Genomic DNA, 15,148 nt, shown 5'->3' with positions numbered 1-15,148 from the left:
GTTAGCCCCCCATCCGGGCGCGCAAACGTTCGACCATTTGCGCTGGAACCTGCGGCTGACTAAGCGCCTTCAACATGCGTTTCTTCACGTCGCCAGGAATGCGGTCGCTGGCCTCAATGGCCGTCACGAACTTCAGGCGTTCTTCATCGCTCAGTTCGACCGTCTCATTCTGCACCGGCATAGGAGCGGCCGCATCGACCGGTTTTACCTTGATGCCAGCCCCCAAAAGCGGCGTGCGGCGCGTTACAACCCGCTGCCCCTCAAGTCCGCGACCGCGCACCAGCACTTCGTCGCCCTGACGGCGTATCAGATTGACCTGTATGGCCTGCAATCGATCCTCGTCGCCGACAACCAGCACGGTGCCCCCCACATCAAGCGCCATAGAAGGGAGCCGCACCACACGATCCAGCGCCGGTTCCTTCACGCGCACAGTGACAAAATCACCCGGCTTCAACCCGCGGGCCCCATCCAGACGCGCAAACAGAACGCGGCCGGTCTGGCCTTCGCCCACCGCCGCCGCATCGCGCGTGATCACGCCCGATGCCTGCAAATCCGTGCCCATCACATCCAGCGATACAATGACCTCGGATTGATGCAATCGATCCGTATCATCCAAAAGCCTGACATATTGCGGTGTCGACACTCGAAAGGCGACTTCCAGCGACAGCGGGTCAATCAATGTTGCAAGCCGCTCGTTCATCGACACCAATCCGCCTTCAACCGCAGTCACGTCTGACAAGGTTCCTGTGAAATCTGCGCGGATGATGGTGTCATCCAGATCTCTCTCGGCCTCGGCAAGGGCAATCCGAAGGCGATTTAGCTGGGTCTCGGCCTGATCAATCCGGGCCTCCGCCTGCGCCTCGGCCCGCCGGCTGCCCAACACAGACTGCCGTGCCGACGACAATGCCAACTCGGCCGTCTCCACCGTCGATGCCGTGCCTACGCCGCGTGCCAGCAAATCCTGCTGTCGGTCAAATGCCTTCTTACGCAGCGCCAACTGCGCCTCTGCTGCCGCCAGTTCATCCTGTGTCAGGGTCAGCGTACGTACCGCATCACGGTCTTCCGCCTCGGCATCCAACAAATCATTGGCCAGCCTCTCAAGCGCAAACCGGGCGCGGCTGGGATCGACCTGAACCAACAGCTCTTCCGCCTTCACCCGCGCGCCTTCTTCAAAATTCTCCGCCAGTTGCACAATCGGTCCTGACGCCGACGCTCGGATTTCCAAAGAACGCCGCGACAGCACTTCGCCAAACGCCACCAACTCCGGCGCTTCGCTGCTCAGCTCCGCCTGCATCACATTTACCGAAAACACCCGCTCCCGCGCCGGAGGTCCGGCGTTGTCGCGGGACAGGCGGTCTTCGACTGCGCCGCGCACCAAGTCGCCCGCATACAGCAAAAGCCCTGCTGTCAGTGACAACAGGAATAACCCGGTCAGGCTCTGTCGTAAAAACCTCATCTGGCGTCGTCTCCCCTTGCGATGCTCAGTCCGTATGATGCGCCTGACACATGCAAATGCCAAGGCAACTTAGGGTGATACGCCCCAGCCCGCGCAATCCGTCGAAAAAACTTCAAAAATGTTGCCCGTCGCTGCGCTCACTTGCGCCGCAGATGTTCGTCAAGCCGCGGCATGATCTCGACAAAGTTGCAGGGCATGTGACGGTAATCGAGCTGCCACTTCAGAATTTCGTCCCAAGCGTCTTTGCAGGCTCCGGTGCTGCCAGGCAGCGCAAACAGATATGTGCCTAACGCCACTCCGCCAGTGGCCCGGCTTTGCACGGCACTTGTGCCGATCTTTTGCATGCTGACCATGGTGAACACGGTGCCAAACGCTTCGATTTCCTTCTCATAGACATCGCGATGCGCCTCAACGGTTACATCGCGCCCTGTCAATCCCGTGCCACCGGTCGAGATGATTACGTCCACCGCATCCGATGCGCACCACGCGCGCAGCTGATCGGCAATCACGTCGCGCTCATCCTGAACAATCTTGCGATCCGCGAGCGTGTGGCCCGCCGCTTGGAGCCGCGCCACCAACGTGTCACCGGATCGGTCTTCGGCAAGAGAGCGCGTATCGCTGACGGTCAGGATGGCAATCCGAACGGCAATAAACTCTTTGGTCTCGTCAATCCTGCTCATGCCGTTTTATCCTTTTGGCTCAATCTCAAACCACGTGCCAACCGGCCCAAGGTTCACCACGCGGCTTTTGCCAACCATCGCGCTTTGCCGCCAACAATCGTGGATATGTCCGCACACCACCAACGGTGGCTGCAAGCGCTCGATCGTGTCCAGAACCGCCGTCGAGCCCAACGACATGCCCTGTGACGTCACATCGACAACGCCCTTGGGTGGCGAGTGGGAAATTAACATGTCCACGTCGCCGCAATCCGCCAACATCTCAGCGCCCTGCGCCTCGGTCAGATCACAGGACCAGTCCTTGAACGGCGTAACCGGAACGGCATAGCCCAGTCCAAAGACACGCAAACCTGCCACTTCGGCGCCCTGACCATGCAGCACAACGGCACCTTCAGGCGCCGCCGCGCGCAACTCATCTTCGCTTTCGTTGTTGCCCGGCACCATCACCACTGGCGTTTTCAAACCCTCCAGCAGCGCCATCGCGCCCGCCAGATCCTTGCGGTGATTGGTAAAATCCCCGGCCGCGATCACCAAGTCGGCGTCGCGGCTCATCTCGACCAGTTTTCGCGCGGCTGGCGCCGCCCGGTGCAGATCGGAAAACGCCAAAACCTTCACGGGATTGCTCACGCAGTGTCCTCCAGTTTGGCCTTCAAACTCAGCAAATCAGCCCAAGCCTCGCGCTTGGCACGGGGCTGGCGCAACAAATAGGCAGGGTGCAACATCGGCAAAACCGGCTTGCCAAACGCCTCCTGCCAAGTGCCGCGCATCCGCGTTATCCCACGTTTGCCCAGCACGGCCTCACCGGCGACATTGCCCATCAGCACGATCACATCCGGCGCAACGATCTCCACGTGTCGTTCCACAAACGGACGCAGCATTGCGATTTCGGCAGGCTTGGGATCGCGATTCTGCGGCGGGCGCCACGGCAAAACATTGGTGATGTAAATCGCATCCTTAGACAGCGGTACATCCCGTCCCATGTCGATCGCACCAAACATCCGGTCCAACAGGGTCCCGGCAGCACCGACAAACGGCTTGCCTTCTCGGTCTTCATCCCGCCCTGGCGCATCGCCGATGATCATCACCCGCGCGGCAGGGTTGCCATCCGCAAACACCAGATTGCGCGCCCCCCGTTTCAGCTCGCACAACTCAAACGCCGCCAATGCATCCTGCAATCCATCCAGATCGGAAACACCCTGCGCTGCCTTTTTGGCCTCGGCAACAGCGTCCACCTCGACCGGCTTGGCGGCCGCAGGTTCCGCCACAGAGGCAGGTGTAGCAACGGTCGCTTTAGGCGCTTGCTTGGGGGTTTCATAGCGATCGACGGGCGTGTCCAGAATCGCTTCTGTTGCGCCCAGCTCCACTTGCCAGGTCAAAAGCGCTTCTGCCGCGAAATAATCCAGTGCCGATTCCATGCCCGAACCCTACCCGCTCAGCCAAGCCGGTGAAAGACCACGAAATACCGGCAATTCATCGCCGATTTGCCAAAAAATAATGGCTGGATTGTCTCAGGCCATAAAAGCCACGCTTGCCCGCCCTATATGGGCTACATATAAGCGTCCCGATCGAGACAGAAGGAGAGCCCCAATGACCTTTGGCCACAACCATCTTCTGGGGATCGAGCCCCTGCGGCCCGACGAAATTACCACGATTCTCGACTTGGCCGACAAATACGCCGACCAAGCCCGTACCACGCACAAGCATTCCGATGTGCTCGCGGGTATGACCCAGATCAACATGTTCTTCGAGAATTCCACACGCACGCAGGCGAGCTTTGAGATCGCAGGCAAACGTCTTGGCGCGGATGTCATGAACATGGCAATGCAGGCCAGCTCGATAAAAAAGGGCGAAACCCTGATCGACACCGCCACCACGCTCAACGCCATGCACCCGGATCTTCTGGTCGTGCGCCACCCGCACTCCGGCGCTGTCGATCTTCTGGCGCAAAAGGTGAACTGCGCGGTGCTCAACGCGGGCGACGGCCGCCACGAGCACCCGACACAGGCCCTCCTGGACGCGCTGACCATCCGCCGCGCCAAAGGCCGCATTCACCGCCTCAACATCGCAATCTGCGGCGACATCGCCCACTCCCGCGTGGCGCGTTCCAACCTGATCCTGCTTGGAAAAATGGAAAACCGCGTGCGCCTGATCGGCCCGCCCACACTGGTGCCGTCCAGCTTTTCCGAATTTGGCGCGGAAATCTATGAGGACATGGAAGAAGGCCTCAAGGATGTCGACGTTGTCATGATGCTGCGCATCCAGAAAGAACGCATGGACGGCGGTTTCATTCCGTCCGAGCGCGAATACTATCACCGCTATGGCCTTGATGCCGCCAAGCTGTCCCACGCCAAAGATGACGCCATCATCATGCACCCCGGTCCGATGAACCGCGGCGTCGAGATCGACAGCGAAATCGCCGATCACCCAACCCGTTCCGTCATTCAGGAGCAGGTCGAAATGGGCGTCGCTGTGCGCGCCGCCGCGATGGATCTGCTGGCGCAAAACCTGCGTGCGCGCCGCGCCGAAGCCGCCGCCAACCAGCCGGTTGAGGTGTAACAGGTGGACGATCCCAAGGACCCAAAAATGAGCGGCCGCGTCGCAACCGTGGCGCTCATTGCCATGTTTATCTTCGTCGGCCTTTTTATCTGGATCGGGAGCTGATCGCATGCGCGTCTCTGCTTCAGAACACGGTCTGGTGCGGCTCTTTGCCGTTGACCTGCCGTCCGAAAGCATCGACGCATTTCGCGACACCGTGTGTGACGCAGACGGCGACGTGATTGACTGGCCGCTGCTTACTGCGCTTGGGGCCTATGAACTGGACGAAGACTACATCGAACTGTTCAACGTGCGCGACCTCGAGGGCCTCGGCCTGCCCGGCTACATGGTGCAGGGCCTCGGCATCTCCGAACAGGACGTGCGCGAGGATGGCAACCGCCTCTCGGCACAGCGCGGCTGGGTGTTGGTTGTGCTGTCTTTCGCCTTCAGCCGCACCGAACAAACCCTGTCGCCGCGCCAGCCGTTGCGCTGGCTTGGCACCTACAAAGAAGAAAACGCGCGGGCTCGCTACGAGCCCTTGCCCTCTGCTGCCTCCAAAGGCGCGCCGCTGACGCCGCCCAAAACAAAAGCCCGCCCCGCCAATCCTTATAAAACCGTGCTTCTGGCTATCCTCGCTCTGCCAGCCGCCGCTTTGGCACTGGGTCTGCTCTTTCTGTGGGGGGATGCCCCATGAGCCAAATCCCCAAGTTGCCCGACGACATCCGCCTGCACCCCGACGAGCATTTGATTGCGCTCTGGCGCCCCGCCTTATCCGTCTTCCTGCGTAAATTGGCTTTTGTGTCGATCCTGACTGCGGCCTGCGTCAACCCGATCCTTGTGTCGTTTACCGAGTTTCGCGGACTGCTTGCTTGGCCGATCAGCCTTTTGCTTGGGGCCGTCTTTTATGCGTTTGTGTTTGACGATGTTTTCGAATGGCGCCAGCGACGCGACGACCATTGGGTGCTGACCAACTGGCGCATCCTGTTTGTGAACCTTTCGGACGAAGCCGAACCCGCGACCATGTCCCTCGCCGACTGCGACACAGCCAAAAGCTGGATGTGGTGGTCCGTGCGCCTGCGCCTTCAACCACACGGCGCCATGATGATGCCCTACCTGCGAGACCGCCGCGACGTGGCCCAGAAAATCAACGCCGCCGTGACCGCTTACAAGGCTTCGGAGGCCAAAACATGAGCACCAAAAACACCGCCCGCATGGTCCCAAGCACGAACTTGGCCGACGGTGAAACCGTTACGCAAAGCTTCACCGCTGACCGCATGACCTATATCCGCGCATCCGCATGGCTGGCCGCTGGCGCAATGGCCTTTGGCATGATCGCGCTCTGGGCGATGGGCAACCCCCATGTCTGGACCGGCGGCGTCGGTGGCCTCGCCGCCATTGGCGTGCGCACCGCTTATATGATGAGCGAAGAAATGGCGACGCGCTGGGATCTCACCACAGAACGCGTGCTTGGCCCTGCCGAGCGTGACATCGCCCTCACGTCCATTGACCAACTCAACACAATGGGCAGTGTCGTGCAGATCGTGACCCACTCAGGCGACAAGCACCTGATCAAGTTTCAGGCCGACCCCGCCGCGACCATCGCCGCCATCCAATCTGCCAAAGCCGGAGGCTCTCGATGATCCGACCGACCTCGGCCCTGTCCCCAATTTTTCATCACCCCCGCGCCTTACAAGGAGAGCTCCAATGACCACACTCTTCACCAACGCCCGCCTGATTGATCCCGCCCGCGACAGTGACGCCCCCGGCTGGGTGCTTGTGCGAGATGGCGCAATTGCCGCTTTCGGCAACGGCACACCATCTGAAACCGCAGACAAGACCATCGATTGCGGCGGCAAATGCCTCGCGCCGGGCATCGTCGACATCGGCGTGAAAGTTTGCGAGCCGGGCGAGCGCCACAAAGAAAGCTACAAGACCGCTGGACTCGCCGCTGCCGCTGGCGGTGTCACCACAATGGTTACCCGCCCCGACACGCTGCCCGCCATCGACACGCCCGAAGTGCTGGAATTTGTTGAGCGCCGCGCCAACGAAGCCGCGCCCGTCAACGTCGTGCCAATGGCCGCGCTGACCAAGGGTCGCGAAGGCAAAGAGATGACCGAGATCGGCTTTCTCATGGATGCCGGTGCGATTGCCTTCACCGATTGCGACCACGTTGTGACCAACAACAAAGTGCTCAGCCGCGCCATGACCTATGCCCGCGCCAACGGCGCACTGGTCATGAGCCACCCACAAGATCCGGGCCTGTCCAAAGGGGCGGCTGCCAACGCGTCAAAATTCGCCGCCTTGCGCGGCCTGCCTGCCGTGTCGCCTATGGCCGAGCGCATGGGGTTGGACCGCGATCTGGCATTGGTCGAAATGACCGGCGTGAAATACCACGCTGACCAGATCACCGCCGCCCGCGCCTTGCCCGCACTGGAACGCGCCAAGAAGAACGGCTTTGACGTCACCGCAGGGACATCGATCCACCACTTGACGCTGAACGAGCTGGACGTTGCGGATTACCGCACGTTTTTCAAAATCAAACCGCCCCTGCGCGCCGAAACTGACCGGCTTGCGCTTGTTGAGGCGGTGAAATCCGGCCTGATCGACATCATCTGCTCGATGCACACACCGCAGGACGAAGAATCCAAACGCCTGCCGTTTGAGGAAGCCGCCTCTGGTGCAGTTGCGCTGGAAACCCTGCTTCCTGCCGCGATGCAGCTTTATCAGAACGGCGATCTGACCCTGCCGCAACTCTTTAAGGCGATGGCGCTCAACCCAGCCAACCGCCTCGGCCTCACTTCGGGTCGCATCGAACAAGACGCGCCTGCGGATTTCGTTTTGTTTGACCCTGACGCACCGTTCATACTGGATCGCTTTAAATTGCAGTCCAAATCCAAGAACACCCCGTTTGACGGCGCCAAGATGCAGGGTAAGGTGCTCGCCACTTATGTGGCCGGAAAGGCCGTCTACCGGAGAGACTAAATGCCCGTCATAGAATCGACCCCCGCCGTCCTGCTGCTTTGGGCGGTGCTCGGCTATCTGATGGGGTCGATCCCCTTTGGCATGGTTCTTGCGCGCGTCATGGGGCTGGGCAATCTGCGCGACATCGGCTCGGGCAATATCGGCGCCACAAACGTCTTGCGTACCGGCTCCAAAAAGGCGGCTGCTCTGACGCTGCTTCTGGATGGCGGCAAAGGCGCGGTCGCCGTGCTATTGGCCCGCGCGATGGTTGGCGAAGACGCAGCACAGATTGCCGGTCTTCTGGCTTTCATCGGCCATTGTTATCCGGTCTGGCTCAAGTTCAAGGGCGGCAAGGGCGTCGCCACTTTCCTTGGCCTGATGCTGGCGCTGGCATGGCCTGTCGGCCTCGCTTGCTGCCTGTCATGGCTGCTGGGTGCTGCCGTGTCGCGCATCTCGTCTTTCGCGGCTCTGTTTGCGGCTGGCATGTCCACGATCTGGATGGTGGTTCTGGGCCACGACACCGCGTTCTTGCTTGGTGTTGTTCTGACTCTCATCGTCTTCTGGCGCCACCGCGACAACATCCGCCGAATGCGCGCGGGCACTGAGCCAAAGATAGGGCAAAAGGGCTGATACCCGCGACGGCGCGTACATGCCAGTACACCCGCGCCGAACGTCCGAATGCACAACAATCGCGCTGTGCAATGTCCGGTGATCGGGCGAAGATCGGGAAACCCGTTTGCAGATTTGATTTTGGCCCTGCCGCAGCAGTGAAAAGCTGCCGTTTGTTGCTGGAGCACTATGAACTTGGTTCTGAGTTCAGTCACACTTGGCGCATCGGGGAAGACCGCTCGACTATCCAATCCAGAAACATTTGAGACCCATAGCTGACCGGGCCCGCCGGGCAGGTGACATAGATCGCCTGATCGGTGTGTTTCTCGAGAGGCAGTGAGCGCACCAGACGCCCGTCTTGCAGATAGGGAAGCGCGAAAAGTTCTGACACCAGCGCATGTCCCATCCCATTTGCGGCAAGTTCCAAGGCGGCAATGCTTTGATCCACATTGAGCGCAGGGATTTGCCTGGGCGGCGCCAAGTTCTCTTGACGGAAAAATTGGTGCCAGTTGTCGGCCACACCGATGATCTCGATCAAAGGTGAGTCTCGCAAAGCCTCAAGCGTTTCGTCACTGGGCTGCAGGCTTGGGTGGCAGACCGGGACTACGGGCGGACGCCCCAGCAGCGTTGCGCGCTGCCCTGGCCAATCCCCGTTTCCGAATCGAATTTCGATATCAAGTTGGCTTGATTGGATCGCGCTGGCCCAAGTGCCCATATGCAATTGCATATTGATCTCCGGATATCGCGCCCGGAAATCAGGCAACTGCTTCAAAAGCCAGAGCTGCGCAAATGTCGGCAGGCAACGGATCCTCAGCGGGCGCATGTGCCTGGTGCCAAAAACATCTCGCGTACCCAGCCGAAGGGTTTCGAAGGCTTTGATCACCCAGGGCAGATAAAGCTCCCCCATTGTGGTCAGTTCCATGGGCCGTTTTTTGCGGGAAAACAGCTGATAGTCCAAATGCTCTTCGAGCGACCGTACCTGATGGCTGACAGCGGCAGGCGTCAGTCCGAGTTCGTCTCCGGCGTTGGAAAAGTTACCGTTTCGTGAGGCTGCCTCAAATGCGCGCAGCCAAGGTAAAGGAGGTATGTCGTTCATGTGGCGTTCCTACATTTCAAATTTTTCCACGTATGTATCAAAAAAATATTTGTTTAGAACACGCCAGTTGTTTGTGCCAGAAACACTTTGAGAGTTGGCAGGGAACGCCGTGGAAAACTTTGACTATATCATCGTAGGCGCCGGCTCCGCCGGCTGCGTTCTGGCTGACCGGTTGAGTGTTTCCGGGCGCCACAAAGTGCTGGTGATTGAGGCCGGCGGACGCGGCTGGTCGCCTTGGATTACGCTGCCGCTTGGCTATGGCAAGACCTTTTTCGACCCAAAAGTGAACTGGAAGTACCAGACGGAGCCGGAGACTGCGCTGGCCGGGCGCGTCGGCTACTGGCCGCGCGGTAAAGTTGTGGGCGGGTCCGGTGCGATCAACGCCTTAGTCTATGCGCGTGGGCTGCCGCGGGACTTCGATGACTGGACAGCGGCGGGGGCGACGGGCTGGGACTGGGAAACGGTACACCGGACCTATGAAGCGATGGAAACCCGGCTCGATATCAATGGCGGGCGTCAGGGCAGTGGACCATTGCATGTGCAGGATGTGTCGGACCAGCTCCACCCGGTGAACCGGCACTTCTTTGCTGCGGCCGAGGCACTCGGGCTGCCGCGCACCAAGAATATCAACGGCCGCGACAGTGAGGGTGCGGCGGCTTACCAGATCAACACCAGCGACGGCCGCCGGATGCACTCGGCGCGGGCCTTCCTGAAGCCCGCGCTCAAGAGGGCCAACGTCACACTGATGACCGGGGTGCAGGCCGAGCGGGTCATCTTTGAAGGCACGCGCGCTGTAGCCGTTCAAGTGGTGAGGGATGGGAAAAAGCGAACTCTGCGCGCGGGCCGCGAAATCATAGTGTCGTCGGGCGCCGTAACTTCGCCGCGGTTGCTGCAGCTTTCGGGTATCGGTCCGGCGGACCTGCTGAAATCCCACGGCATCACGCCGCTATTGGATGTTCCGCAGGTGGGCGGAAACCTTCAGGACCATCTGGGCATCAACTATTATTTCCGCGCAACCGAACCGACGCTGAATAATATGCTGCGCCCGTTCTTTGGCAAGCTCCGCGCAGCACTGCAATACGCGCTGACCCAGCGTGGGCCGTTGGCTCTGTCGGTGAACCAGTGCGGCGGCTATTTCCGCTCCGGCCCAGATCAAGCCCAGCCCGACCAGCAGCTGTATTTCAATCCGGTGACCTATACCACCACGCCGAACGGCAAGCGCACGGTGGTGCAGCCCGACCCGTTTCCAGGCTTCATCATCGGCTTCCAGCCAACCCGTCCTACCAGTCGCGGCCGTATCGACATCAGCTCCGCCGATCCGGCCGCCCCGCCCCGCATCCGTCCCAATTCTCTGGCCACCGAAGAGGACCACGCACAGATCGTGGCAGGCGGGCGCATGTGCCAGCGGCTGATGAGTACTGCGGCTTTGGATGGGCTGGTGGAATCGGCGATGGATCCGGATCTGCGTCGAATGGATGACGACCGGATTCTGTCGGATTTCCGCGAGCGCTGCGGCACCGTATTTCACCCGGTCGGCACCTGCCGGATGGGGCAGGACGCGCGGGACTCAGTGGTCTGTCCGCGCCTGAAGGTGCATGGGCTGCAGGGGCTTCGGGTTGCCGATGCCTCGGTCTTTCCCAATTTAACCTCGGGCAACACCAATGCCCCGACCATGATGCTGGCGCACCGCGCCGCTGATCTCATTCTGGAGGACGCATGAGCACGCCTTATTCAATGTCCGGCGCAGTGCCGGTTTCCGACATTCGCGGCAATGACGACACCGGGTCGCGGATAGCGCGGATCGAGACATTCTGCACGCCATTGGTCGGATTTGTTCGGGTTACTGCCGAGGACGGCACCATGGGCTGGGGGCAAGTTTCTACGTACAGCAGCGACCTGACCTGCGAGATCCTGCACCGGCAGGTGGCGCCCTGGGCGCTGGGGCGCGGCATGGACGCGCTGGAGGACGTGATCGCCGAAATCCCGCTGCGGGAGCACAAGTTCCCCGGCACCTATCTGCGCAGGGCCATGGCGGGTCTGGACACTGCAGTCTGGGACTGGCGCGGCAAGGCTGCGGGAAAGCCCGTAGCCGAACTGCTGGGCGGTTCGGCAGGGCCGTTGCGGGCCTATGCGTCCTCGATGCGGCGTGACATCACGCCCGAGGACGAAGCGGCACGGCTGCAGCGACTGCGTGACGATTTCGGCTTTGATGCCTTCAAGGTGCGCGTTGGCGCGGAATGCGGCCAGGACCGGGACGAATGGGAAGGCCGCACCGAGGCGATCATTCCCGCAATTCGCAAGGCCATGGGCCCGGACGCGGCGCTGCTGGTGGATGGCAATTCCGGCTTTGGCCCGGTCCGCGCGGTGGAGGTCGGGCGGATGCTTGAGGCCAACGGCTACGAACACTTCGAGGAACCTTGCCCGTATTGGGAACTGGAGCAGACCGCCGAGGTCACCCGGGAGCTGTCGATTAACGTGGCGGGCGGCGAGCAGGACTGGGACCTGCAGCAGTGGAAGCGCATTGTCGCGATGCGCGCGGTGGACATCATCCAGCCCGACATTCTTTACCTGGGTGGTATGGTGCGCGGCATGGAGGTGGCCCGCATGGGCCACGTCGCCGACCTGCCCTGCACACCGCATGCAGCCAACCTATCGCTGGTCACGCTGTTCACCATGCACCTCCTGCGAGCGGTGCCCAATCCGGGCCGCTATCTGGAATTCTCGATCGAGGGCGACGATTACTACCCGTGGCAGCGCGAATTGTTCCGGAACGATCCCTTCACCATTACTGACGGCCAGGCAGTTGTGACCGATGCCCCAGGGTGGGGCGCCGAAATATGCCCGGAATGGCTGGCCACGTCCACCTACAAATGCAGCGAGCACGCATGACGACGTCCGAGCGGATGATTTCAAGCTAATTTGAAACCGGCGCCCTGCCAGACTGCCGCGCGGCCATTTCATAGGTGGGGTGTGGGTTGCGGCAGAAAGCAAAAACCGCATGGAGAGCTTTGCTGCGGGCACCGGTGAAACTTTTGCCGATTTTGCTGCTGTCACAACCCGACGGGTGCGAACCTGAACCTGACACAGTGGCAGTCGGTGATTGACCTGATCCTCGACAAAGCCTGTTTTCCGATGATCGACATTGCCTATCAGGGCTTTGGCGATGGTCTGGAAGAAGACGCCGCGCCGACCCGTTTGGTGGCGTCACAAGTGCCTGAGTTGCTGATCGCGGCGTCGTGTTCCAAGAACTTTGGTATCTATCGTGAGCGTACTGGTCTGTTGATGGCCATCAGCAAAGACGCGGCGGACACGCCGGTGACGCAGGGCAACCTGAACCACCTGAACCGCCAGAACTTCTCGTTTCCACCCGATCACGGCGCGCGGGTAGTGACCAAGATCCTGACCGATCCCGAACTGAAGGCCGATTGGATGGCCGAGCTGGAGTAAACCCGTCTGGGCATGTTGGCCTTGCGCCAGCAGTTGGCGGACGAATTGCAGCGCTTGAGCGGGTCGGACCGATTTGGCTTTTTGGCGCAACACCGCGGCATGTTCAGCTTGCTGGGCACGACACCGGATCTGGTGGAGAAAATGCGCGTGGACAATGCGATTTACATGGTGGGCGACAGCCGCATGAACATCGCGGGTTTGAACAAAGACACCATCCCGACGCTGGCACAGGCGATCATCGACGCTGGCGTCTGATTGGGGTTGCGAGGAATATGGAGGCGCCTCTCTGGGAACAGCGGGGCGTTTTTTTGTTTGGGTAGGTAAACGCGGCGAAGGTCGGTTAAGAGCCCATACCTACCTACAACTTGTCTGATCTACTCGACATCCACATGCGGTAGTTTTTCTCGAGTTGAACAATTTTTTCTGGTTCGAAGCTGATTATGTCAAAGCCTCCATCATATGGGGCAAGCACAGTTTGAGTATCTTCAGAGAATAGAATTGCTCGCTCTTGGTCTTCAGCTATTTCCAGAAAAAGTCTGTCCAAAGAGCTTCGCTCCCATTCAAGCCGAGACACATAAAATGACATCTCAGATTGGTCTTCCAACTCTTCGTCCGGGTCTATCCAGACCAGTGCTTTCGACATATTCATGCGAACAGGAAGATCGTCTTTTTCTAAGGCAAAATCCGAGAGGTAACCGGCAGCGATCCAGATGGTCGCCTGCTCACCAAAGCACTCCGTTGCAAGTATATTCGCTCGTTCGACAATCGTGCCGTTATCTTCGTCACTTTCCGCATATCGTTTGGACTCAGGCAAGGCATGAAATCTCGTCCAAACATTGGAATGTTCATGTCTCAGCACATGCCCTAGCGGCGGGCTAACTCCAAAGGATCGCCGCCATACTTTGGAAAAATCATTTGGCTGTACACCGGATTCGTTCGCTATCATGCCATACGAATAGCTATTCTGCCGAACGGCAGCAACGTCCGCATACCCGACAATCAATGTGGCCAGAACAATCCAGTGTTCCCCTATTGCCAAAGCCTTGCTTTGGCAGCGCCCGAACCGCCCCAACGGGGTGGGCGCTTTGCTTCCCCCCCTCGGTTCGGGCGCGGTGCTGTCTGAGGTGGACGCTCAGTGCACCACCATCTGCGCACGATGGGTTTGTGGCACGAAGGGCGCGGCGGTGCGGGTCATGGCGTCCATGGCGAGGCCGAATTCAGTGGCCAGCCCCGCGAAACATTGCGCCATGTCGGGGCGCACCAGCAAGGATGCCATGAGCGCCGCGTCCTCTTGCGCGCCATTCACGGCATAGCCCACGAGGGCGGCAAACACGGCTTCATCCGCGCCGAGGCAATCGCAGGTGTCGGCATGGCGGCACAGCGGGCGGCGGCCGTAGTATTGCGCGACCTGCATCAGTTCGTTGAGCACCGCTTTGGTGCTGTGGCCGCGGGCGGGGCCAAGTGCGAGGGCCAAGTCGGCGGTCAGTTGCGTGTCGTAGGCGGCATCGCGGCCGATGGCGCGAAGGCACCGTACGGCCATGCGCTCTGCGGCGGGGAGGTCGGCCAGCCAGCCTACGCGGCGTGCGCCGGGATTGCGGGGGCGGCTCATTTGGTGAGGATCAGCTTGCCCGCGCGGGTGATGCGCAGGGTGTAAAGCTGGTCGTTCAAGCGGATGTGGGCCAGTCCGTTGGTGCCGGTCAGAAGATCGGCATCGTGCACGGGCGTGGAGGTGATCGAAGATGAATCGCTGAATTGAAAGGTCATGGAAGCCTCGGGGTTGCGGGTTGAATTCGTGGCTTCCCGCGTGGTCGGGTGGCTGCTCAAATTAATCTGACTGAAATAGTCGGAATTATCAAGCCCCAAGATTTCCCGTCAAGGTTTGGCGAATTTCCGCCAATTGAAAGCGGCGACGCGGCAAGTTCAACTGGCGCACCCTATCTGTGGGGCAGAGCATTACAGGCAATAGATTGGACGAAGAGATGGCACATGTGATGAACCCCGCCATTGAGATGGCATTGCAGGCAGCAGAACGGGCGGATTTGTTTCAGGATTTGCCCGGCGCGGGCGAGCCGCTGGCGTTTCTGAGAAGCCCACAGGATTCGGTGCTTGATAAGCTGATGAAGGAAGCCAACGCCAAGCCGTTGGGCGTGTGTATCAATCAGCAACTGACGCAGGCGCGGGCGCGGTTGCGGACCATGACAGAGCCGACAGAACGCAAGGAGCAGATGCAGTTGATTGCGGATCTGGACACGCGGTTTCACCTTGAGCTGGAAGCGATGCAGAAATACGGATGAGCCTCGGCTTTTTGGTGTCGGTTTGACCAAAGAAAAACCCCGGACCAAATGGCCCGGGGTTTTCTGTTTGATT

At 60.2% G+C, this 15,148-nt stretch carries 17 protein-coding genes and 1 pseudogene; 10 read left to right on the top strand and 8 right to left on the bottom strand.

From position 1 onward, the window contains the following. Position 1: 1 nt before the first annotated feature. The 4 genes from SHIM_RS12635 to SHIM_RS12620 all read right to left on the bottom strand — a co-directional run bounded on the left by SHIM_RS12635 (position 2) and on the right by SHIM_RS12620 (position 3,548). A complete protein-coding gene (locus SHIM_RS12635; RefSeq protein WP_054003032.1) occupies positions 2-1,456 on the bottom strand; it encodes an efflux RND transporter periplasmic adaptor subunit in 1,455 nt (484 codons plus the stop codon). 137 nt (positions 1,457-1,593) lie between these two features. Then, the gene (moaB, locus tag SHIM_RS12630) at positions 1,594-2,136 is read right to left on the bottom strand and encodes a molybdenum cofactor biosynthesis protein B (RefSeq protein ID WP_054003031.1); all 543 of its coding nucleotides are present in this window, start codon (positions 2,134-2,136) and stop codon (positions 1,594-1,596) included. A gap of 6 nt (positions 2,137-2,142) precedes the next feature. After that, positions 2,143-2,760, bottom strand: coding sequence for a metallophosphoesterase family protein (locus SHIM_RS12625; protein WP_342585517.1), 618 nt, complete (start codon positions 2,758-2,760; stop codon positions 2,143-2,145). Further along, entirely contained in the window at positions 2,757-3,548 is a 792-nt protein-coding gene (locus tag SHIM_RS12620; RefSeq protein WP_054003030.1) for a uracil-DNA glycosylase, read from the bottom strand. Before SHIM_RS12620 ends, SHIM_RS12625 begins: the two co-directional genes overlap by 4 nt. Positions 3,549-3,720: 172 nt before the next feature. Between SHIM_RS12620 and SHIM_RS12615 the strand changes: the two genes are divergently transcribed. From SHIM_RS12615 to plsY, 6 genes are all read left to right on the top strand, one after another. Next, a complete protein-coding gene (locus SHIM_RS12615; protein ID WP_054003029.1) occupies positions 3,721-4,689 on the top strand; it encodes an aspartate carbamoyltransferase catalytic subunit in 969 nt (322 codons plus the stop codon). Positions 4,690-4,798: 109 nt separating this feature from the next. Next, complete coding sequence (locus SHIM_RS12610) at positions 4,799-5,362, top strand: hypothetical protein (RefSeq protein WP_054003028.1); 564 nt, start codon at positions 4,799-4,801, stop codon at positions 5,360-5,362. Beyond that, on the top strand, positions 5,359-5,859 hold the full coding sequence (locus tag SHIM_RS12605; protein WP_054003027.1) for a hypothetical protein: 501 nt from the start codon (positions 5,359-5,361) through the stop codon (positions 5,857-5,859). Before SHIM_RS12610 ends, SHIM_RS12605 begins: the two co-directional genes overlap by 4 nt. Beyond that, the gene (locus SHIM_RS12600) at positions 5,856-6,308 is read left to right on the top strand and encodes a hypothetical protein (protein WP_241488867.1); all 453 of its coding nucleotides are present in this window, start codon (positions 5,856-5,858) and stop codon (positions 6,306-6,308) included. The genes SHIM_RS12605 and SHIM_RS12600 overlap by 4 nt, the downstream gene beginning before the upstream one ends. Positions 6,309-6,372: 64 nt before the next feature. Next, complete coding sequence (gene pyrC, locus SHIM_RS12595) at positions 6,373-7,650, top strand: dihydroorotase (RefSeq protein WP_054003026.1); 1,278 nt, start codon at positions 6,373-6,375, stop codon at positions 7,648-7,650. Further along, entirely contained in the window at positions 7,651-8,259 is a 609-nt protein-coding gene (gene plsY / locus SHIM_RS12590; protein ID WP_054003025.1) for a glycerol-3-phosphate 1-O-acyltransferase PlsY, read from the top strand. A gap of 190 nt (positions 8,260-8,449) precedes the next feature. Here plsY and SHIM_RS12585 read toward each other — a convergent pair whose 3' ends face one another. Continuing rightward, positions 8,450-9,334: a LysR substrate-binding domain-containing protein gene (locus tag SHIM_RS12585; protein WP_054003024.1), complete on the bottom strand. Its 885-nt coding sequence runs from the start codon at positions 9,332-9,334 to the stop codon at positions 8,450-8,452. 109 nt (positions 9,335-9,443) lie between these two features. Between SHIM_RS12585 and SHIM_RS12580 the strand changes: the two genes are divergently transcribed. The 3 genes and pseudogenes from SHIM_RS12580 to SHIM_RS12570 all read left to right on the top strand — a co-directional run. Beyond that, a complete protein-coding gene (locus SHIM_RS12580) occupies positions 9,444-11,054 on the top strand; it encodes a GMC family oxidoreductase (protein ID WP_054003023.1) in 1,611 nt (536 codons plus the stop codon). Further along, complete coding sequence (locus SHIM_RS12575) at positions 11,051-12,223, top strand: mandelate racemase/muconate lactonizing enzyme family protein (RefSeq protein WP_054003022.1); 1,173 nt, start codon at positions 11,051-11,053, stop codon at positions 12,221-12,223. Before SHIM_RS12580 ends, SHIM_RS12575 begins: the two co-directional genes overlap by 4 nt. Positions 12,224-12,379: 156 nt before the next feature. Then, positions 12,380-13,036, top strand: a pseudogene (locus SHIM_RS12570) (aminotransferase class I/II-fold pyridoxal phosphate-dependent enzyme); the annotation flags it as partial. A gap of 103 nt (positions 13,037-13,139) precedes the next feature. Here SHIM_RS12570 and SHIM_RS12565 read toward each other — a convergent pair. The 3 genes from SHIM_RS12565 to hemP form a co-directional block, all read right to left on the bottom strand. Further along, positions 13,140-13,727, bottom strand: a complete 588-nt coding sequence (locus SHIM_RS12565; RefSeq protein ID WP_152926543.1) for a DUF3885 domain-containing protein — start codon at positions 13,725-13,727, stop codon at positions 13,140-13,142. A gap of 186 nt (positions 13,728-13,913) precedes the next feature. Then, a complete protein-coding gene (locus SHIM_RS12560; protein WP_152926542.1) occupies positions 13,914-14,321 on the bottom strand; it encodes a hypothetical protein in 408 nt (135 codons plus the stop codon). A 65-nt stretch (positions 14,322-14,386) separates the two neighbouring features. Next, on the bottom strand, positions 14,387-14,545 hold the full coding sequence (gene hemP / locus SHIM_RS20010) for a hemin uptake protein HemP (RefSeq protein WP_082358387.1): 159 nt from the start codon (positions 14,543-14,545) through the stop codon (positions 14,387-14,389). Positions 14,546-14,721: 176 nt separating this feature from the next. Here hemP and SHIM_RS12555 point away from each other — a divergent pair, with 176 nt between their 5' ends. Further along, entirely contained in the window at positions 14,722-15,075 is a 354-nt protein-coding gene (locus tag SHIM_RS12555) for a DUF1992 domain-containing protein (protein WP_206541365.1), read from the top strand. Positions 15,076-15,148 lie beyond the last annotated feature (73 nt).

Origin of the sequence: Shimia sp. SK013 (genome assembly GCF_001292625.1) — a bacterium.
Classification (GTDB): domain Bacteria; phylum Pseudomonadota; class Alphaproteobacteria; order Rhodobacterales; family Rhodobacteraceae; genus Shimia.
Note: the sequence above shows the minus strand (reverse complement) of the source record. Positions and strands in the feature narration are given on the sequence as shown.